Source organism: Phyllobacterium sp. CL33Tsu (assembly GCF_900113985.1).
Classification (GTDB): Bacteria; Pseudomonadota; Alphaproteobacteria; order Rhizobiales; family Rhizobiaceae; genus Phyllobacterium; species Phyllobacterium pellucidum.
Window position 1 is genome coordinate 132,253 of record NZ_FORJ01000005.1, and the last position, 19,342, is coordinate 151,594.

At 58.7% G+C, this 19,342-nt stretch carries 17 protein-coding genes; 11 read left to right on the top strand and 6 right to left on the bottom strand.

The features are described 5' to 3' along the window. Positions 1-14 precede the first annotated feature (14 nt). The 6 genes from BM074_RS17565 (at position 15) to BM074_RS17590 (ending at position 6,371) form a co-directional block, all read left to right on the top strand. The gene (locus tag BM074_RS17565) at positions 15-1,535 is read left to right on the top strand and encodes a cyclic nucleotide-binding domain-containing protein (protein WP_091923750.1); all 1,521 of its coding nucleotides are present in this window, start codon (positions 15-17) and stop codon (positions 1,533-1,535) included. A 23-nt stretch (positions 1,536-1,558) separates the two neighbouring features. After that, entirely contained in the window at positions 1,559-2,311 is a 753-nt protein-coding gene (locus tag BM074_RS17570) for an SDR family oxidoreductase (protein WP_091923752.1), read from the top strand. A gap of 177 nt (positions 2,312-2,488) precedes the next feature. Then, positions 2,489-3,055 (top strand): RrF2 family transcriptional regulator, encoded by a 567-nt coding sequence (locus BM074_RS17575; protein WP_175499068.1) that lies wholly within the window; start codon positions 2,489-2,491, stop codon positions 3,053-3,055. Positions 3,056-3,128: 73 nt separating this feature from the next. Next, positions 3,129-3,782: a response regulator transcription factor gene (locus tag BM074_RS17580; protein ID WP_244532945.1), complete on the top strand. Its 654-nt coding sequence runs from the start codon at positions 3,129-3,131 to the stop codon at positions 3,780-3,782. A gap of 83 nt (positions 3,783-3,865) precedes the next feature. Then, positions 3,866-4,246: a response regulator transcription factor gene (locus tag BM074_RS17585; RefSeq protein WP_027233363.1), complete on the top strand. Its 381-nt coding sequence runs from the start codon at positions 3,866-3,868 to the stop codon at positions 4,244-4,246. Positions 4,247-4,322: 76 nt separating this feature from the next. Further along, positions 4,323-6,371: an ATP-binding protein gene (locus tag BM074_RS17590; protein ID WP_091923756.1), complete on the top strand. Its 2,049-nt coding sequence runs from the start codon at positions 4,323-4,325 to the stop codon at positions 6,369-6,371. A gap of 107 nt (positions 6,372-6,478) precedes the next feature. Here BM074_RS17590 and BM074_RS17595 read toward each other — a convergent pair whose 3' ends face one another. Further along, positions 6,479-7,291: a transglutaminase-like domain-containing protein gene (locus BM074_RS17595; protein WP_091923758.1), complete on the bottom strand. Its 813-nt coding sequence runs from the start codon at positions 7,289-7,291 to the stop codon at positions 6,479-6,481. 312 nt (positions 7,292-7,603) lie between these two features. Further along, positions 7,604-8,053, bottom strand: coding sequence for a GatB/YqeY domain-containing protein (locus BM074_RS17600; RefSeq protein ID WP_027233366.1), 450 nt, complete (start codon positions 8,051-8,053; stop codon positions 7,604-7,606). A gap of 287 nt (positions 8,054-8,340) precedes the next feature. On the opposite strand from BM074_RS17600, the gene carA reads away from it, so the two are divergent. Then, positions 8,341-9,591 (top strand): glutamine-hydrolyzing carbamoyl-phosphate synthase small subunit, encoded by a 1,251-nt coding sequence (gene carA, locus BM074_RS17605; protein WP_091924019.1) that lies wholly within the window; start codon positions 8,341-8,343, stop codon positions 9,589-9,591. Here the strand turns inward: carA and BM074_RS17610 are convergent, their stop codons facing one another. Then, a complete protein-coding gene (locus BM074_RS17610; protein WP_091923760.1) occupies positions 9,592-10,512 on the bottom strand; it encodes an aldo/keto reductase in 921 nt (306 codons plus the stop codon). It abuts the gene before it with no gap. A 174-nt stretch (positions 10,513-10,686) separates the two neighbouring features. Here BM074_RS17610 and BM074_RS17615 point away from each other — a divergent pair, with 174 nt between their 5' ends. Both BM074_RS17615 and BM074_RS17620 read left to right on the top strand, forming a co-directional pair. Next, entirely contained in the window at positions 10,687-11,160 is a 474-nt protein-coding gene (locus tag BM074_RS17615; protein WP_091923762.1) for a nuclear transport factor 2 family protein, read from the top strand. 3 nt (positions 11,161-11,163) lie between these two features. Then, on the top strand, positions 11,164-11,721 hold the full coding sequence (locus tag BM074_RS17620) for a TetR/AcrR family transcriptional regulator (RefSeq protein WP_091923764.1): 558 nt from the start codon (positions 11,164-11,166) through the stop codon (positions 11,719-11,721). 1 nt (position 11,722) lies between these two features. Here BM074_RS17620 and BM074_RS17625 read toward each other — a convergent pair whose 3' ends face one another. Next, positions 11,723-12,994, bottom strand: coding sequence for a TCR/Tet family MFS transporter (locus tag BM074_RS17625; protein ID WP_091923766.1), 1,272 nt, complete (start codon positions 12,992-12,994; stop codon positions 11,723-11,725). Between the two features lie 162 nt (positions 12,995-13,156). After that, complete coding sequence (locus BM074_RS17630) at positions 13,157-13,621, bottom strand: Lrp/AsnC family transcriptional regulator (RefSeq protein ID WP_027233372.1); 465 nt, start codon at positions 13,619-13,621, stop codon at positions 13,157-13,159. 145 nt (positions 13,622-13,766) lie between these two features. Here BM074_RS17630 and BM074_RS17635 point away from each other — a divergent pair, with 145 nt between their 5' ends. Next, positions 13,767-14,489 (top strand): aspartate/glutamate racemase family protein, encoded by a 723-nt coding sequence (locus tag BM074_RS17635; RefSeq protein ID WP_091923768.1) that lies wholly within the window; start codon positions 13,767-13,769, stop codon positions 14,487-14,489. A 36-nt stretch (positions 14,490-14,525) separates the two neighbouring features. On the opposite strand, the gene BM074_RS17640 is transcribed toward BM074_RS17635, so the two are convergent. Further along, positions 14,526-15,464 carry a KPN_02809 family neutral zinc metallopeptidase gene (locus tag BM074_RS17640; RefSeq protein WP_091923770.1) on the bottom strand — a complete coding sequence of 313 codons (939 nt, stop codon included), beginning with the start codon at positions 15,462-15,464 and terminating at the stop codon, positions 14,526-14,528. Between the two features lie 338 nt (positions 15,465-15,802). Between BM074_RS17640 and carB the strand changes: the two genes are divergently transcribed. After that, positions 15,803-19,288, top strand: a complete 3,486-nt coding sequence (gene carB, locus BM074_RS17645) for a carbamoyl-phosphate synthase large subunit (protein WP_091923772.1) — start codon at positions 15,803-15,805, stop codon at positions 19,286-19,288. Positions 19,289-19,342 lie beyond the last annotated feature (54 nt).

Consider the following 19,342-nt stretch of genomic DNA (forward strand, 5'->3'; position numbering starts at 1 on the left):
GCCAAGGGTGAGGCATGAACATCGATCCAACCATTGCGGACATGATGTCCTCGCCAATCATCAACGCCGGCTGGGTCGCCCTGGCCGGTGTTGCTGCCACACGCGCGCTCGTGCGCCGTCATTCGATCTTGAAACTGATTGCGCAGATTGCGTTTTTCATAGCGCTGACAGGAATACTGCTCGCCAACGGCATCCTGCCCTATGACATCGATCCTGGCCGCGGCTCGGCGGTCGAGACGGTCGTTCTCGCGCTCGTCAAAATCGTTTGGTGGATGAATGTCGCATGGGCGCTTGTTGCCTTTGTCCGCTTGTTTCTCGTGCTGGAACATACGCCGCGCGAGGCACGCCTCATCCAGGATATCGTTGTCGGGCTGATCTACCTCGGCACCGCTTTGTCGATCGTCGCATTTGTATTCGGTGTGCCCGTCGGCACCTTGCTTGCAACATCCGGTATCTTTGCGATCATTCTTGGCCTTGCCCTCCAGAACACATTGAGCGATGCCTTTTCCGGAGTGGCGCTCAATCTGGGACGACCGTTCGTACTCGGCGACTGGATCATGCTCAGCGATGGGACGGAGGGTCGCGTCGTCGAAAGCAATTGGCGCGCAACCCACCTCTTGACCTCCGGCAATAATATCGCGGTTCTGCCGAACGGCTTTCTCGCCAAGCTTGGGCTGACGAATGTCAGCCACCCGAACGAGACGCACGGCATTCCATTGTCGTTGAGAATAGCGCCGACCAAACCGCCCGCCGCAGCCATCGAATGCATGGAGATGGTCCTCTTGAGCTGCAATTCGATCGTCAGGGATCCGCCTCCTCTGGTTGCCTTGCGGGGGCTCGATGCCGCAGCAATCGAGGTCGATCTGCTGTTTCGCGTATCGAGCCTGGCTTACAGTATCTCGGCCAAGAATGAATTGATTGACCTCGTCTATCGTCATACGCGATCGGCAGGACTGACCTTGGCGAGCCCAGCCTCTTCACCGAGTTTGGGAGGAGCAAGCTCCGCCATCCCTGACGCGCCAAACTCGTCTGCCGTGGAACTTCTCCAATCGACACCATTCTTCGCAGCCCTTTCCGGCGAAGAGCGACAGGCCCTGGCCGATGCGGGTTCGAGCAGGATTTACCGAAAAGATGAGATCGTCGCGCGCCAAGGGCAGACACTGGGTTCGTTAATGTTTGTCCAACGCGGAGTGCTTCTCCTCACCCGGCAGGGTCAGCACGGCGAAGACGAGATCATGCGCCTGGCTCCAGGCGACTTCTTTGGCGAGGATGCTCTGCTTCCCGGAACCGTAGAACCCGGAACCATGACCGCAATTGCGTCAACAGTAATCTTTGAGTTGGACAAGAAGCATTTGGCCCCCCTCTTCGAAGAGCGGCCTGACATGGCCGGCGATCTTGCGGCGATATTGGCGCAACGATTTGAATTGGGCCTTCGCGACGCTCATTCGACGCGGAATCGAACGCACCGCCGCTCGGTGACCGAAATGCTGAAATCCATGGAAACTGCATTCCTGGCGCCTAACGGCGGCCCCTAACGCAACTCTGAAAGGAAGCAACGATGAAAATCACGGTCATGGGAGCAAGCGGGCTCATAGGCACGCGTCTCGTCGAAAAACTTCGGCAAGCAGGCATGGAAGTGGTTGGCGCATCCCCTTCTCTCGGCGTCGACAGCGTGACGGAGGAAGGCCTCCGGGGAGCGATTAACAGCGCTGAGGTCGTCATCGATGTCACCAACACCACCTCGTTCGGCGACGATTCGGCATTGGGCTTCTTCAAGGCATCGACCCGGAACCTCCTCGCCGCGGCCGCTGATGCAGGCGTCAGCCACTACCTCGCGCTCTCCGTGGTCGGTACGCCTCGCCTGGTGGAGAGTGACTATTTCCGCGCGAAAATGGTGCAGGAAAATCTTATCAGAGCCGCACGCAGGCCCTATACCATCCTGCATTCCACACAGTTTTTCGAGTTCATCAACGGGGTGATCGAGATGAGCGCCAAGGGCGATGAGTTCCGGCTCCCCTCGGCCCTCATTCAACCGATCGCTGCCGACAATGTCGCCGCAATTCTGGCCGAACTGGCGATGGCAGCGCCGCGCAACGATACCGTGGAGATAGGCGGACCTGAACGGTTCGGTCTCGACGAAATTGCGCGTGTCCAGCTCGCCGCCGATGAAGACCGGCGCGAGGTCATCCGCGATGACAGAGCGCGCTACTATGGTGTCGAACTTAACGACGACACGCTTCTTCCGCTGAAGGGATCGCGCCTTGGCTCGCTGCGCTACGGCGACTGGCTATACCGCTCGATGGCGAATTGACGAGGCAATTCCACTTCAGCCGCTCGAAGAAGCGCTTATCGGATCGGGAGGCTCTCCGCCTCGACCTATACAAAATACAACTGGAAATTTATAACACAACCTTGTATGGGTTGTGTTATGAAGAAGCCCAGGATTGAACAACCCGCGAAAACGGCAGACGGCGGTGCTGCCGGCCGAGTGAGTCTTTATGGAGCCGCGGTTGAGTATGGCATTCACTGCATGCTCTGGCTTATCGAGCCGCGTGCGAAGCCGGTCAGCAGCCGCGATCTTGCCGAGCTGCAGGGCGTGCCGTCCGCCTTGATGTCGAGAATCATGCCCAAGCTTGAAAAGGCGGGGCTGGTCACATCGACCAGCGGCATCAGCGGGGGCTACCGGCTCGCCAAGGCGCCGCAGGACATCACGGTACTCGAGGTTGTCGATGCAATCGATGGCGGCAAGGGTGTCTTTGACTGCAGGAATATCCGCAAGAACTGCGTCTTGTTCCGCGGCAATGCCCCCGCCTGGATCACGAGTGGCGTTTGCGGGGTTCACGCCGTCATGCTGCGGGCCGAGAAAAGCATGCGCAATGAAATGAGCCGGACAAGCTTGCTGGACCTGGCAATGGGTTTCGGCGAGCTGGCCCCCGCTGATTTCGGACCAAATGTCGGTCAGTGGCTGGATGACCGCGCATCCAATCGCGAAATTGCCCGCATTTCGGCGGTCAAGGACAGTTCACGAAAGCGACGGCGCAGTACCAACGAGTGATCGTTGACGAACAACAGTTTGACTCCTTGCAACGCACTGGATGGACAAGATGAATCTTTCGACGGGGACTTTAGTGACTGCCAAACCAACTTATCCCGATCAAAATCCGATCGTCCTTGTTGTCGACGATGACGAATCGCTCCGGCTTTCGATTTGCGATCTTCTGGAATCTGTCGGTATCGAAGCCGCCGGTTTCGCCTCGACGCAGGCGCTGATGGACGCAGACCTCCTCGACCGGTCGGGCTGCATGATACTCGATGTCCGCATGCCTGGCGTCAGCGGGCTGGATTTTCAATCGCGCCTTGCCGCAAGCGGCATTTCAGCATCCATTATTTTCCTCACCGGCTACGGCGACATACCGATGACGGTGCAGGCCATGAAGGCGGGGGCGATCGAGTTCCTCACCAAGCCCGTCCGCGAACAGACGTTGCTCGACGCGGTGAACAAAGCCATCGAAATCGACAAGGAAAGACGCGCCGCGCAACTCACCAAAGACGCCAATATCGCGCTCTACGCGACGCTCACGCCGCGCGAACGGCAAGTCATGGAAGCTGTGGTGCGGGGAGCCTTGAGCAAGCAGATCGCCTTTGAGCTGAACATATCGGAAATTACCGTCAAGCTCCACCGAAGCAGCGTGATGCGCAAGATGAAAACCTCGTTCGTCACCCAACTCGTGCACGCCTGGCAGTCCATACCATCGGACATACGCAATGACTATGCGGCCTAGTCTTTGGTATGGCTGTGATGAAACCCGGACTCAGCAGATACTAAAACCGAGTTGTCACAGTAGGTTGCGCGAAAGTATTCATTTTGGCCCCAGTACCAGTTATTGCAGTCGTCGACGACGACGCAAGCGTCCGCGAGGCCCTGGCGGAATTACTCGAGGTGTTCGACTTCAAGTGCCGGGCGTTCGAAAGCCCCGAAACATTCCTGGCAGCGCATGCCCCAGGGCGGTTCGACTGCCTGATCACAGACCTTCACATGAAAGCTATAAGCGGGCTTCAATTGCAGCAGAAGCTTGCCGAGGTCGATCCCGGCTTACCCATCGTCTTCATTTCGGCACACTCGGACCCCGCAGCAAGGTCGAGGGCGCTTCACTGTGGGGCAATCGCCTTTCTGAACAAGCCGATCGACGACAATGTGCTCTATCGGCACATCATATCCGCCCTCAATCGTGGTTCGAAGGAGTAAGATCGATCACGGATGACACCGCCAGCCGGTGAATTGAAACGCAATCGACCATCGCGTCAGGAAACGGAGGTCGCAGATGGAACTCGCAGATTACGCGACCGACAGTGTCATTCGCTACGATCTCGAAGGCACAATTCATTACTGCAACCCCGCGACGACAACCCATTATGGATGGGTTGTCGCGGCCATGATCGGCCGGCATTTCCAGGATCTCATGCCGGAGCCTGACCAGGGCACCGTGCTTTGGAATCATCTGTTGAAGAACGGGCATTGGGACGGCGCGTTGCAGCGGCTCTCGCATTCGGGCGCGGTAGTCGAGGCCAATATCCGGTTGGCACTTCGCAAAGACGGTTTGGGCAATCCACTGGATGTTGTCGAATTTTCCACGGTGCAAGCCAACGCCGCCGTCTCGCTGCTTCATAGCACGGCGTTGGGAACGGCAGCCTGCTGGCAATTCAACCTGAGACGTGCCCTGCCCCTGTTTGCTCCCGTCAATGCACCGGCGAACCGGGATCCGAGCGCCGATGAATGGTGTCCAGATCGATTGGATACGCTCCTCACCGCCATCCAGATAACGGATGTCAATGACGAAGCCATACGCCTGTTCGGGTTGCCGGAAGATCGTGACCGGGTGATCGACCGGCCTGTCGCCAGCCTATGGCCCGAGCAAAGCCGGGCAGCACTTGGAGATTTGCTGACCGCCCTTGTTGCAAAGACCGATGCGGAACCGGAGATACGGGAAATTCCCGTCGTTGGCCGATTGCAGCAAGTCGTTCTGACGGGTTGGCGAGCGACCGACCCGCGGTGCCCCGATACAGTCTTCGTCCGCGTCAAAGCCGTATTGAACGCGCCAAACGCGCTGATCGAACTGGAAGCGAGCCAGAGTCGATATCGCAACCTGATCTCCTATCTGCCCATCCCGGTCTGGCAGATCGACGCCCGCGCCGCAGGGCGTATTTTCGACCGCCTGAGGGAGGGCGGCCTCGACGACATGGCTGCCTATTCAGAGGAACACCCCGATCTCGTCGATCTTACCTGCGAACTTGTGCAGGTATTCGACGTCAATGATGATGCCATGTCTCTCTTCGGGAGCAAGGAACGTTCGGACTTTACCGGTCCGGTCGGCTATCTGTTTGCGGGCACGCCCGGCGCCGCGCGGCGCGTTATGCTGGCGCATTTTTCAGGGGCGCGGAACCACGTCGAAGAACTCAAGGTGAAGACGTTCGATGGCCGAGTGATTGACGTGCTGCTGTTGGTGACCTTCCCGGTTCCCGGCGAACGGCTCGATACAACGATCATCATCATGATAGACAACACGGCGCGCCTTGAGGCGGAAGCAAAGCTGCGCAGGATCGAGGCGGATTTTTCGCACGCATCGCGGCTTTCGACCTTGGGCGAAATGACCACGTCGATCGCGCACGAGATAAAGCAGCCCCTCGCGGCAATCCTGATGAATGCCCAGACGAGCCTGCGATATCTGAGGAAAGCTGAGCCCAATCTCGAGAAGGCAGATCAACTGACGTCTCGCGTGGTCGACAGCGCCCAGCGCGCCAGCGATATTATCGGTCGGATCCAGGACATGGCGCGCAAGCGCGCCCCGTCCTACGCCTTGCTTGGTTTGAACGACGTCGTGCGCCAATGCCTGATCTTTCTTCGCCACGAAAGCGAAGACAAGGATGTGGTGATCAAATCCAGTCTTGAGCCGAACCTCCCGTTGATCGAGGGCGATCGAATTCAGTTGCAGCAGATCATCGTCAATCTGATCGTCAACAGCATCCAGGCCATGAAGTCGGCACCGAAAACCCGACGCGAGATTTACCTCGAGACCAGCCTGGACGACAACGATCAGGTTGTTTTCTCGATCCGGGATACGGGCACGGGTATCGCCGTCGATCACATGGAACGGATATTCGACGGTTTCTTCACGACAAAGGAGGGCGGCCTCGGCATAGGACTTGCCATATGCCAGTCGATCGTCAAGGCCCACGGCGGAACAATCGAGGCTTTCAATCATCCGGACGGCGGAGCTGTATTTCGCTTCGCGATCCCGTCCAAAAGCGCTTTCAAAGCATCCGGCAATCCGGCTTCTTCCGAGCAAGCGGCATCAGAAAATCGCCCCTATTGAGAAAAAGGGGCGCGGCGCCCTAGAAACCGTGGTTCGACAAGAGCTGGAAGCCCGGCGATTTCAAATTGGTGAACTGATCTGCCGAGGATGCAGGCAGGTTTCGCCCGTCAGGCCGGCACTGCCTCGTCGGCCCACACCTTGAATTGCGTCAGGACATTGGGACCGAAGACGTTCGTGAGCGGGACGTCCGCAGCATCGCGCCCATGCGCAACCTTGATGCGACCAATGCGCGGCGCGTTGTTTCGTGGATCGAATGCATGCCACTCTCCGCCGAGGAACACCTCCATCCATGCACAGAAATCCATCTCCGAATGCGGCGGTGGAACCCCGATATCGGTTATATATCCGGTGCAATAGCGTGTCGGTATGTTGAGACAGCGGCAAAATGCGACCGCTAGGTGCGTAAAGTCCCGGCAGACGCCAATGCCCTCGCCAAAAGCACCGCTCGCCGTTCGGGTCGGATTGGAATATGCGTAACCGAATTTTATATGCTGGTGCACGTAATCGCAGACGGCCTGAACCCGCTGCCAGCCGAGCGGGAATTGTTCGAACAGCCGCCAGGCCTGATCGCTCAACAAGTCCGTCTCGCAATAGCGGCTACCCATCAGGTAGACCAGCACCTCATCGGGAAGATCCTGAACCAGATGCTGCACGGCACCGAGGTGGACCGGATCGGGGGAGCCGCTGTCGTTGACAACGGCATTCGTGCTTAAACTGAATTGGCCCGCTGGCGCCAGGATACGATTGCACCAGTTTCCAAATTGATCGTGGTAGCCATGGGCATGGATCATTGGTGCTGTCTTGAACGTCTCTATGCCGATGAGATCGTCAACGCGCGAGTGATGAACATTCAGTATGGCGATAATCGGTGTTTCCTGCGGAAACTCGAAGGTCAGCTTGCATCCGACTTCAATCTTCATTCGTGGCGCTCCGGGGCTAAAATCGAAAACAATAAAAGCAGACGACCGATGTATCGCAGTGGCCTGTGCCTGATCTTTAATTACGTTGGAAGAACGTCCACTCCGGCAAGCAACAGACGGAGTGGCTCAGTGCATCCTACATGGTTTTTTGCCAATGACGCCTAAAAATTGCGCACGATGACAATTTGCCCATCTTGAAGCTTTGACCTTTCAAATCCCGATGGCGCGCGAGCCCACCTTCTCCTCATAAAACCCTGAAACTGCGATGAGTTCCCGGCCACAATGCAAGTCGCACACGGTACTCGAGCACAGCTACTGCAGCAATTCCTTGACTAGGGCGCTTGCCTTGCTGAAGTCCATCTGGCCGGCATATTTCTCCTTGAGCGCGTTCATCACCTTGCCCATATCGCGCAGGCCGCTTGCTTCGGTTTGCGTGATGACCTGCGATGTAGCGGCGCGTATTTCGGCCTCGCTCATCTGCTTTGGCATGAAGTCGCGGATAATCTCGATTTCGCCGAGCTCCTGCTCGGCAAGCTCCTGGCGGCCGCCATCTTCGTACAGCTTCGCCGATTCCTCGCGCTGCTTGATCATCTTGGCGAGGATTGTGCTGATTTCCTCGTTCGTCACCGGCTCCTTGCCCGTTCCCCGGTTGAGAATGTCGCGATCCTTGATTGCCGCCATGATCAGGCGCAACGTCGGGACCCGGCGCTTGTCCTGTGCCTTGACGGCGGCGGTGAGTGCTTGTGCGATCGTATCGCGCATATTCGTCGTCTCCTGTTTGCGAGCAACCTAGACGCGGAGCCAGCCTGAAACAATTGGCGTTAGTCCAGACGCCTGGAGAATTCATCAGGAGTCTTCGCGTTCCAATTGACCGCGGGCGCGGCTTTGTCTATGGAGTGGGCCTTAGCCAGACTATTATTGTTGTTGCTGCGGTGGAGAGCTTTCCGGCCACCGCGTTCAGTCACGTCATATGGACGCATGGACGGCATTCTTCAATGCCCCGCAACGACAAGGACAACAACGACGTAAGCCTACGCCAGGAGTGCCGCATGAACCCCTCGACAACGACAGACGCTGCAGCCCAGACGAGCCCGAAGACAGCCGGCTGGACGCAAGCAAAGCCGACGGCAGTTCTCGTCCTTGCCGATGGCACGGTCATCGAAGGCAAGGGCCTCGGCGCCACCGGCAGTTGCGAGGCGGAGGTCTGTTTCAATACCGCACTTACCGGTTATGAAGAGATTCTAACCGACCCTTCCTATGCGGGACAGATCGTAACCTTCACCTTTCCGCATATCGGCAATGTCGGCACCAACAAGGAAGACATCGAGGATTTGACGCCCGCCAACCGGGCTGGCGCTGTCGGCGCGATCTTCAAGGCGGACATCACCGCCCCGTCGAGCTATCGTGCCGCCGACAACCTTAATCATTGGCTGAAAGCGCGCGGCATCATCGCGCTTGCCGGCGTCGATACCCGCGCGCTTACCGTTCTCATCCGCGAAAAAGGGATGCCGAACGCCGTGATCGCCCACGATCCGGACGGCAAGTTCGACATCCCGGCGCTGAAAGCACGCGCCGCTGCATGGCATGGCCTTCTCGACCTCGATCTCGCCAAGGACGTCACGTCCGGCCAGAGTTCGGTCTGGACCGAGAAGCCATGGGTCTGGAATGAAGGCTTCGCCGAACAGTCGGCGCCGGAATTCCACGTGGTTGCCATCGACTATGGCATCAAGCGCAATATCCTTCGGCTCATTGCCGGGCTTGGCGCGAAGGTCACCATACTTCCGGCAACGGCCACGGCGGACGACGTTCTCGCCCACCAGCCTGACGGCATTTTCCTTTCGAACGGCCCGGGCGATCCGGCCGCAACCGGAAAATATGCGGTCCCCGCGATCAAGCAACTGATCGAGACCGAAATTCCGATGTTCGGCATTTGCCTCGGCCACCAGATGCTGGCGCTCGCGCTGGGTGGCGACACGCAAAAGATGCACCAGGGCCACCACGGCGCCAACCATCCGGTACGCGACGATACCACCGGCAAGGTCGAGATCGTCTCGATGAACCATGGCTTTGCGGTCGACACCAAATCGCTGCCCGCTGGCGTCGAAGAGACCCATGTCTCACTGTTCGACGGCAGCAATTGCGGCTTGCGCGTCACCGGCCGCCCGATCTTCTCGGTCCAGCATCACCCGGAGGCCTCGCCCGGTCCGCAGGACTCGCACTATCTCTTCCGCCGCTTCTTCAATCTCATTCGCGCGCGCAAGGGTCTGGAACCGCTGCCGGAGCGGGACCAGGCGGCCTGATCAGGGCACGTCCCGTCCCGTAGCAGCTTTCAGGATTTCGAACCATTGCTGGCGGTCGAGTTCGATGTCGAGCGCCCGAGTCATTGCTGCGAGACGATCGAGGTTTAAGCTGCCAAGCACTGGGATAAGCCTCGCCGGATGGCATAGCAGCCAGGCGATCGCGATGGCGGAGATGTCCTCCACGCCAATTTTCGCTCCCACTTCGCCCAAAACATCACGAACGTAGATTTCCCGCTGCCCATCGCTGCTGAAGAGCTTGCCGCCGCCAAGTGGGGACCAGATCATCGGCGCGTAGCGCAAGCGTTGCGCATGGTCGAGGCTGCCGTCAAATAACGGCGATGTTTGAAGCACCGACAGTTCGATCTGGTTCGTCACCAGTGGAAACGACAAACGCGAAGCCAACAGGTCGAATTGCGATGGCGAGAAATTCGAGACGCCGACAGCGCGAACCTTCCCTGCTTTTACGACGCTTTCCAGACCTGAGGCCGTCTCGTCCGCATTCATGAGAGGGTCGGGACGATGGATCAGCAAAATATCGAGATAGTCGGTGTGGAGATTGGTGAGCGAGCGTTCGACAGAGGCCCTGATATGCGCGGCGCTCGTATCGTAGTGTTTGAGACGATTGTCCGGGCGGGCATTTGATTTCAGCATGATATCGCATTTGCTGATCAACTCTATCGTGTCCCGCGGACCGCCCCAATCTTTAAGCCCCTCTCCGAAAACTTGCTCGACTCCGTAGTTGCCGTAGATGTCCGCATGGTCAAAGCTCGTTATTCCGAGGTCGATTGAACCCTGAATGAGCCGCGCAACGTCGGAGGCACTTGGTTTCGAAGTTCCGTCCAAGAGCCGCCATCCACCGAGTACAATCCTCGACAGGCTGAGCCCTGCTCCATTCAGCGTAACGCGCAATCCTTGGGACATTCTCTCACCTCACTTTCCAACGGCGCCCATTTTCTAGAGCAAATGTGAAATGGTGAAAATGGCTGAAGGTAAGTTCGCTTGCGCATGAAACTACCGAACTCGCTCTTGACATAAGAGATAATGACTGTACCAATCCCTCAAGATTTTACCTTTTGGTACAAAAAGGAACCGATTATGTCAGAGCAACGTCCGCCGCTGCCGCCATTCACACGCGAAACAGCGATCTTAAAAGTTCGTGCGGCTGAAGACGGCTGGAATAGCCGCGATCCGCAGCGGGTCTCCCTCGCATATACGCCCGACAGCTCGTGGCGCAATCGCTCCACCTTCATCAGGGGACGCGACGAGATCGTTGCCTTTCTCACCGCAAAGTGGGTGCGCGAGCTCGATTATCGCCTGATCAAGGAGCTTTGGGCGTTTACAGACAACCGGATCGCCGTTCGCTTCGCCTATGAATATCACGACGATTCGGGCAACTGGTTCCGTGCCTATGGCAACGAGAATTGGGAGTTCGACCAGAACGGGCTAATGCGCGAACGCTACGCATCAATCAATGACCTGCCGATTAAGGAATCGGAAAGGAAGTTTTTCTGGGAGCGCTCGAAGCCTCGTCCGGCGGACCATCCCGGGCTAACCGATCTCGGTCTGTAGGCTATGGCCAAAACCGTTGCCGAACGCTCCGACATCGTTCCAGTTCTTGCCGAAATCTTCCGTGAATATGGCTTCGAGGGTGCAAGCCTTGCCATCATCGGTGAACGCACCGGCCTCGGCAAGGGCAGCCTCTACCACTTCTTTCCTGGTGGCAAAGGGGAAATGGCAACGGCGGTGCTTGCCGAAATTGATGCCTGGTTCGAAGCGAATATCTATCGGGTCTTGCGGGAAGGCGCTGATCCCCGCGCAGCCATTGAAGCAATGTGCCGCGGCGTGAACGGATATTTTCACTCGGGACGGCGCGTGTGCCTTGTCGGCGCATTTGCTCTCGACAACGTCCGCGATCGGTTCGGCAATCGGATAAGCGCCTACTTTTCGAATTGGCAGGCGTCACTGGCCGCGGCCCTCGTCAAAAATGGTTGCAGCGCGGTCGACGCGGAAGATCTTGCCGAGGAGTCCGTGGCCGGCATCCAGGGCGCGCTGGTATTGGCCCGAGCCCGTGGGGATGCTTCGGTCTTCGAGCGCGCCATGATCCGGATCGAACGAAGGCTCCTCGCCTGAGCTACTGAGCTTCGTTCGGCGCAAGCGCGCCCGGTGCAAGCGCGCCATCCTTTGCGGGCGAAGGCTTTTCGACGCGCAGGACAAAAACGATGACCGCAACGAGCACGAACAGACCGCCAAGCACATAGGCGGCGCCGGCAAATTTCACCGGCGCGTCCGCCGCGGTGAAAACCGCGAAAATCTGCGTGAAGATCAGCGGCCCGATAATGTTGGTTATGCTGAAAAGGCTTGTCATCGCGCCCTGCAACTCGCCCTGTTCGGAGGCCGGCACCTTGGCCGATGCGATGCTGCGCATGGCCGGGTCGGCCAGACCTTCTAGGCACGTCGCGATGATCACCGCATAGACCATCCAGCCCTGCCAGGCGCTCGCATAGCCGAAGAAGCCGAGCATGGCGAAGGTCAGGCCGATGACCGCGGTTCGCCATTCGCCGAACATCGTGACGACGCGCGGCAATACCAGCCCCATAACGAGGGCGCTGCAGAGGCCATAGACGCCGAGCGAAAGGCCGATATCGCTTTCGCTCCAGCCATAGCGAAAACTTCCGACATAGGCCCATACCGACGGGTATGCCATATGCCCGAGCGTAAGCATGAAAAAGGCAAGTCCGATAGCGAGGATGCCCTTGTGCTGGCGCATCTGTCTCAGCGCGCCAATCGGATTGGCGCGCTTCCACTCGAATGCCCGGCGGTTCTTGATCGCGAGTGTTTCGGGCAGCATGAACCAGGCGACGACGAAATTGACGAATGAGATTGCGGCGGCGCCAAAGAAAGGAACCCGCGGGCCGAATTCACCGAGGAAGCCGCCTATGATCGGGCCGAGGATGAAACCAATGCCGAAGGCGATGCCGAGCAGGCCGAAATTTCGGGCGCGGTTCTCGTCGGTGCTGACATCGGCGATGTAGGCTGAGGCCGTCGCGTAACTGCCGCCGCTTATCCCCGCGAGAATCCGTCCGAGCAACAAAATCGCGAAGTTCGGTGCAAGCGCGCAGATCAGATTGTCGAGTGAGAAGGTGATAATGGATATCAACAGGATTGGCCTGCGGCCGAACCGGTCGCTCAGATTTCCGATAAGCGGCGCAAATGCAAACTGCATGCCCGCATAAACGAAGAGCAGCCAGCCGCCGTAGATCGCCGCCTGTCCGACATCCGTGCCTGTGAGTTCTTCCAGATATTCGGGGAGAACGGGAATGATGATCCCAATGCCGATGATGTCGAGCAGGAGGATCGTAAAAACGAGAATGAGGCCGCGTTTGGCAAGGACCGGATCGATCATCGGAAAACTCACAGACAGCCCTCATATGCGCAGCGGAGGCGCAAAGGGCGCATTTTCAGTCGTCAGGCGCGAAACAATTCGTGAACATGAACAGGAAACGGCGCAAAATACCATCGATTTCTGGCTGCAAGCGAACTTGCTCCTGACAACTGCTGCCAAATGCTAGCGCACGTAGCGCGTTGGCACAGCCGTCGTAGTCTTCAGGATCTCCATCGAAACCGAAGCGGAAATATCGAAGAACTCGACCCTTTCGACCAGCGTCCGATAGATGCCGTCATAGGCCTCGACCCGGGGCAGGACGAGTTTCAGGATGTAGTCGATCGTACCGGTCATGCGATGCACCTCGACGATTTCGGGAATGTCGTTGATCGCCTTGCGGAATTGTTCGAGCCATTCGGCGGAATGGCGTGCAGTGCGGACAATGACGAACATCGTCGTCGGCAATCCCATCAGCGGACGATCAAGGAGGACCACGCGTCGCGCGATGAACCCCTCCTCTTCGAGGCGCTGGATGCGGCGCGAACATGCCGATACCGATAGGTTTACCCGTTCAGCGAGTTCAGATACGCCGAGTGACGCGTCATTCTGCAGCAAATCAAGGATTTTACGATCGCGATCGTCGAACATTGATCAAACCAAGCCTATTTATTGCGTGTTAGATGCATACTACGCTGATTTTTTGCAAAGCCGCAACCAAAAGGCGCCAAGTTTGCGAAGCTTTTGCGCGTGTTCCCGCCTATCCTTTCCCCAGGTCACACAGCAAGGGGTTGGTATGCGCACTATTGGATTGATTGGCGGAATGAGCTGGGAAAGCACCGCTGTTTATTATCGCCAGATCAATGAGATGATCCGTGAGCGACTTGGCGGGCTGGTCTCGGCAAAGATTGCCATGCAGTCGCTCGACTTCTCCGAAGTCGTTGCCTTGCAGAAAGCCAATTCCTGGGACGATGCCGCTGTGCTCCTCTCCGGTGCGGCCCAGCACCTCGAAGCTGCCGGCGCTGATTGTGTGCTCATCTGCACCAATACCATGCACCTCGTCGCCGAACCCGTCGCAGCCTCTATTCGCGTGCCGCTTATCGATATCCGCACCGAAACCGCGAAAGCGCTGGCTGCCGCAGGCAAAAGCCGGCCGCTGCTGCTGGCTACCCGCTATACGATGGAACACGGCTTCTATGCCGAATTCATGCGCGATTACTTTGCTATCGAGGTCATGGTGCCGAACGAGATCGATCGCGCGAAGGTTCATTCTGTGATCTTCGATGAACTGTGCTGCGGCATGGTCAAGGATGATTCCCGTCATGCGCTCGAAAAGATCGTGCAGCGCGGCAAGGAAGCCGGCGCCGATTGCGTCATCCTTGGCTGCACTGAAATCTGCCTGTCACTGACCGACGACAATCTGGCCCTGCCGGTATTCGACTCGACAACGATCCACTCTAGAGCGGCCGTCGCCCATGCGCTCGGCCTTGACCGGATCAGCGATCAAGAAGCCATCTAGCGGAGTGCCTCCCGCTACGGGAGGCAACCGGCCGCATCAGATCTTGCTGTTGAACGTATCGCAGCTATCGAGCTTGCCGCTGTCGAATCCGCGCTTGAACCAGGTCGCGCGTTGCTGCGAGGTGCCATGGTTGAAGCTCTCCGGTACGACATAACCCTGCATTTTGCGTTGCAGCGTATCGTCGCCGATCTTCTGGGCGGCATTCAATGCCTCTTCCAGATCGCCCGTTTCGAGAATGCCCTTCTGCTCGGTGAAGTGGCCCCAGATGCCGGCAAAACAGTCGGCCTGGAGCTCGACGCGAACAGACATGGCATTGGCATCTGCCTCGCTCATGTTCTGCCGCATCTGGTTGAACTTGGGCAGCACGCCGATCAGGTTCTGCACATGGTGGCCGACTTCGTGGGCAAGCACGTAGGCCTGGGCGAAGTCGCCCGATGCGCCGAACTTCTTGTCCAGTTCGTCATAGAAACTCAGATCGATGTAGAGCTTGCGATCACCGGGGCAATAGAACGGCCCGGACGCCGCACTGGCAAAACCGCAGGCGGACCGCACCTGCCCGTTGAAGAGCACCATGGTGGGCGCCGGATAGGTCTGTCCCTCGGCCTGGAAGATGCCGCTCCAGACGTCCTCGGTCTCGGCAAGGATCGTCCGGACGAACTGGGTCATCTCGTCATTGCTCTTGACGGACGTGTCGCCGCCCGAGGGCGACTGGGTCTGGCTCGGCGAAAGCGTACCGCCATCTTCGCCAGAACCGACGAGGATCTGCATGGGATCGATATTGGTGCAGAACTTCAGAAACAGGAAAATCGCCGCGAGAATAACGATGCTTGAAAAGCCGCCGCCGCGCGCCGTGCTGAAGCCGCCGCCTGTCGGCAACCGAAACCCGCCGCGCCCGATGCCTCCGGGAAAGCCGCCGTCGCCCTCGCCGCGTTGATCCTCAACATTGTCACTTTGCCTGCGGCCTTGCCAACGCATGTCCATCTCCCCAAAGCCAGCCGACGAACCGGCCGATATGCTGCACTATCAACAGTATAGTGCGATATTTGTTTCACGCATGCGGCTATTTTTCAACGCACGGGCGCCGACGACACATAATCAACTTTCATGACCGAATGATGCAGCGGGAGGGCCGAGCCGCAAACATGCCCCAAACTGCGGCGAAAAAGCACGAAATGCCGCGTTTTTGGGGTTACGTAATGCGATTCCTTTGCCTATAAGGCAGCCTTAGCCTCGCATCTGGAACTTAAGTGTCTGTCCGTACGGTCGAAACCCGTGCGGTTTTTTGTGCAGCACGCTATGGATAGGAACCGACCATGCCAAAACGCACCGACATCAAATCTATTCTGATCATCGGCGCTGGCCCGATCATCATCGGTCAGGCATGCGAGTTTGACTATTCCGGCACGCAAGCCTGCAAGGCGCTGAAGGAAGAAGGCTATCGGGTCATCCTCGTCAATTCCAATCCGGCGACGATCATGACCGATCCGGAGCTTGCCGACGCCACCTATATCGAGCCGATCACCCCGGAAGTCGTCGCGAAGATCATCGCCAAGGAGCGTCCGGACGCGCTGCTGCCGACCATGGGCGGCCAGACCGCGCTCAATACCGCGCTTTCGCTGCGCCGCATGGGCGTTCTCGATCGCTACAATGTCGAGATGATCGGCGCCGATGCCGCCGCCATCGACAAGGCCGAGGACCGGGCGCTTTTCCGCGAGGCGATGGCCAAGATAGGCCTCGAAACACCGCGCTCGATGCTCGCCAATGCCACGGATGTCAAGGATCACGACCGCCGCTTGCATCAGGAGCAGCGCGAGGCGGTGAAAGCGAAATATTCCGGCGCGGAACTCGACGCGGCGCTCGACAAGCTCGAGACCGAATGGCAGCTCGGCGAAGGCGACCGCAAGCAGCGTTATGTCTCGCATGCACTCGGCATGGCCGGGGCCGCGCTCGACCATGTCGGCCTCCCGGCTATCATCCGCCCTTCGTTTACCATGGGCGGCACCGGCGGCGGCATCGCCTACAACCGTACCGAGTTCTATGAAATCATCGGCAGCGGCCTCGATGCCTCGCCGACGACCGAGGTGCTGATCGAGGAGTCGGTGCTCGGATGGAAGGAGTACGAGATGGAGGTTGTTCGCGACAAGGCGGACAATTGCATCATCATCTGCTCGATCGAGAACGTCGATCCCATGGGCGTCCATACCGGCGACTCGATCACCGTTGCCCCTGCTCTGACCTTGACCGACAAGGAATACCAGATCATGCGCAATGCCTCGATCGCGGTGCTGCGCGAAATCGGGGTCGAGACCGGCGGCTCGAACGTCCAGTTCGCCGTCAACCCGGAAAACGGGCGGCTGATCGTCATCGAGATGAATCCGCGCGTGTCGCGCTCCTCGGCACTGGCATCGAAGGCGACGGGCTTCCCCATTGCCAAGGTCGCAGCCAAGCTCGCAGTCGGCTACACGCTCGACGAACTCGAAAACGACATTACCGGCGGCGCGACGCCGGCATCGTTCGAACCGTCGATCGATTATGTCGTCACCAAGATCCCCCGCTTCGCCTTCGAGAAATTCCCTGGCGCCGAACCGATCCTGACAACGGCAATGAAGTCGGTCGGCGAGGTCATGGCGATCGGACGCACCTTCAAGGAATCGCTGCAGAAGGCGCTGCGCGGCCTTGAAACCGGTCTGACCGGCCTCGACGAAATTACGATTCCCGGCACTGGCGAGGGCAACGACAACAATGCGATCCGCGCCGCCATCGGCACGCCCACGCCGGACCGGCTGCGCATGGTGGCGCAGGCGCTGCGGCTTGGTCTTTCCGTCGAGGAGGTGCACGAGGGCTGCAAGATCGACCCGTGGTTTCTCGAACAGATGGCGGAAATCATCGCCACGGAAGAACGGGTGCGCGAGCATGGCCTGCCGCAGGACGCGCAGAACCTGCGCATGCTGAAGGGCATGGGCTTTTCCGATGCCCGTCTTGCCAGCCTCGCCAAGGTCGAGGCCTCCGATGTCACCAAGCTTCGCAACAAGCTCGACGTTCATCCGGTCTACAAGCGCATCGACACCTGCGCTGCCGAGTTCGCCTCGCCGACCGCCTATATGTATTCGACCTATGAAGTACCCTTCGCCGGCGCACTCGCCTCGGAGGCCGAGGTATCCGATCGCAAGAAAGTCGTCATCCTCGGCGGCGGCCCGAACCGTATCGGCCAGGGTATCGAATTCGACTATTGCTGCTGCCATGCCGCTTTCGCACTGCGCGACGCCGGCTACGAAGCCATCATGATCAACTGCAACCCGGAGACCGTGTCGACCGACTACGACACCTCGGACCGGCTCTACTTCGAACCTTTGACGGCTGAAGACGTCCTTGAAATCCTGCGCACGGAACAGAGCGCCGGCACGCTCCATGGCGTCATCGTCCAGTTCGGTGGCCAGACGCCGCTCAAGCTTGCCGATGCGCTGGAAAAGGCCGGTATCCCGATCCTCGGCACGTCGCCGGACGCGATCGACCTTGCAGAGGACCGCGACCGCTTCCAGAAGCTTCTGGTCAAGCTTGATCTGACCCAGCCGAAAAACGGTATCGCCTATTCGGTTGAGCAGGCCCGCACCATTGCCGGGGAACTCGGCTTCCCGCTTGTGGTACGCCCCTCCTACGTGCTCGGCGGACGCGCCATGCAGATCATCCATGACGAGCGGTCGCTGCAGAGCTACCTTCTCGACACGGTTCCCGAACTCGTGCCTGAGGAAATCAAGCAGAAGTATCCCAATGATAAAACCGGGCAGATCAATACGCTCCTCGGCAAAAACCCGCTGCTTTTCGACCGCTATTTGACCGAGGCCATCGAGGTCGATGTCGACTGCCTGTGCGACGGCAAGGACACCTGGGTTTCCGGCATAATGGAGCACATCGAGGAGGCCGGCATCCATTCCGGCGACAGCGCCTGCTCCCTGCCCGTCCACTCCCTCTCCGCTGAAACCGTCGCGGAACTCGAAAAGCAGACGGCGGCGCTTGCCAAATCGCTCAATGTCGTCGGCCTGATGAACGTGCAATATGCCATCAAGGACGACACGATCTATGTGCTAGAGGTGAACCCCCGCGCGTCTCGTACAGTGCCCTTCGTCGCCAAGACCATCGGAACGCCGATTGCCAAGGTCGCAGCACGGATAATGTCGGGCGAAACGCTGGATCAGGCGCTTGCCAATTATGGCGGCAAGCCGGCAACGACAGGCCGCAAGCACATCGCCGTCAAGGAAGCGGTGTTCCCGTTCGCGCGCTTCCCCGGCGTTGATACGCTGCTTGGGCCAGAGATGCGCTCGACCGGTGAGGTCATGGGTCTCGACTATGACTACGCGCTGGCCTTTGCCAAGTCACAGCTCGGTGCCGGTGTCGATCTTCCGCGCGATGGAACGCTGTTCGTTTCTGTCCGCGACGACGACAAGCCGGGTATACTTTCGGCCGTCAAGCGTCTCTCGGGGCTCGGCTTCAAAATCATGGCGACCGGCGGCACGGCCCGTTTTCTTTCGGAAAACGGCGTTGCGGCCCAGAAGATCAACAAGGTTCAGGAAGGCCGCCCGCATGTCGAGGACGCCATCCGCAACCGGCAGGTCCAGTTGGTCTTCAACACCACGGACAGCGCCAAGGCGATCTCGGACTCCAAGTCTCTCCGCCGCGCAACGCTGATGCAGAAGGTGCCATATTACACCACCCTCTCGGGTGCTGATGCGGTCGCCGAAGCAATCGCGGCATTGAAGGCGGGTTCGCTTGAGGTCAGGCCGCTGCAGGATTATTTCGTTTGACAGTCTAGGCCGGGCTGGTGGCACCGCTACTTGCCTGGCAGGACAATGCACAGT

Excerpts from the sequence above, each read along its gene's own strand:
- BM074_RS17565 (WP_091923750.1), top strand. The coding sequence starts at position 15 with ATGAACATCGATCCAACCATTGCGGACATGATGTCCTCGCCAATCATC.
- BM074_RS17570 (WP_091923752.1), top strand. The coding sequence starts at position 1,559 with ATGAAAATCACGGTCATGGGAGCAAGCGGGCTCATAGGCACGCGTCTC.
- BM074_RS17590 (WP_091923756.1), top strand. The coding sequence starts at position 4,323 with ATGGAACTCGCAGATTACGCGACCGACAGTGTCATTCGCTACGATCTC.
- BM074_RS17595 (WP_091923758.1), bottom strand. The coding sequence starts at position 7,291 with ATGAAGATTGAAGTCGGATGCAAGCTGACCTTCGAGTTTCCGCAGGAA.
- BM074_RS17600 (WP_027233366.1), bottom strand. The coding sequence starts at position 8,053 with ATGCGCGATACGATCGCACAAGCACTCACCGCCGCCGTCAAGGCACAG.
- carA (WP_091924019.1), top strand. The coding sequence starts at position 8,341 with ATGAACCCCTCGACAACGACAGACGCTGCAGCCCAGACGAGCCCGAAG.
- BM074_RS17610 (WP_091923760.1), bottom strand. The coding sequence starts at position 10,512 with ATGTCCCAAGGATTGCGCGTTACGCTGAATGGAGCAGGGCTCAGCCTG.
- BM074_RS17615 (WP_091923762.1), top strand. The coding sequence starts at position 10,687 with ATGTCAGAGCAACGTCCGCCGCTGCCGCCATTCACACGCGAAACAGCG.
- BM074_RS17620 (WP_091923764.1), top strand. The coding sequence starts at position 11,164 with ATGGCCAAAACCGTTGCCGAACGCTCCGACATCGTTCCAGTTCTTGCC.
- BM074_RS17625 (WP_091923766.1), bottom strand. The coding sequence starts at position 12,994 with ATGATCGATCCGGTCCTTGCCAAACGCGGCCTCATTCTCGTTTTTACG.
- BM074_RS17630 (WP_027233372.1), bottom strand. The coding sequence starts at position 13,621 with ATGTTCGACGATCGCGATCGTAAAATCCTTGATTTGCTGCAGAATGAC.
- BM074_RS17635 (WP_091923768.1), top strand. The coding sequence starts at position 13,767 with ATGCGCACTATTGGATTGATTGGCGGAATGAGCTGGGAAAGCACCGCT.
- BM074_RS17640 (WP_091923770.1), bottom strand. The coding sequence starts at position 15,464 with ATGCGTTGGCAAGGCCGCAGGCAAAGTGACAATGTTGAGGATCAACGC.
- carB (WP_091923772.1), top strand. The coding sequence starts at position 15,803 with ATGCCAAAACGCACCGACATCAAATCTATTCTGATCATCGGCGCTGGC.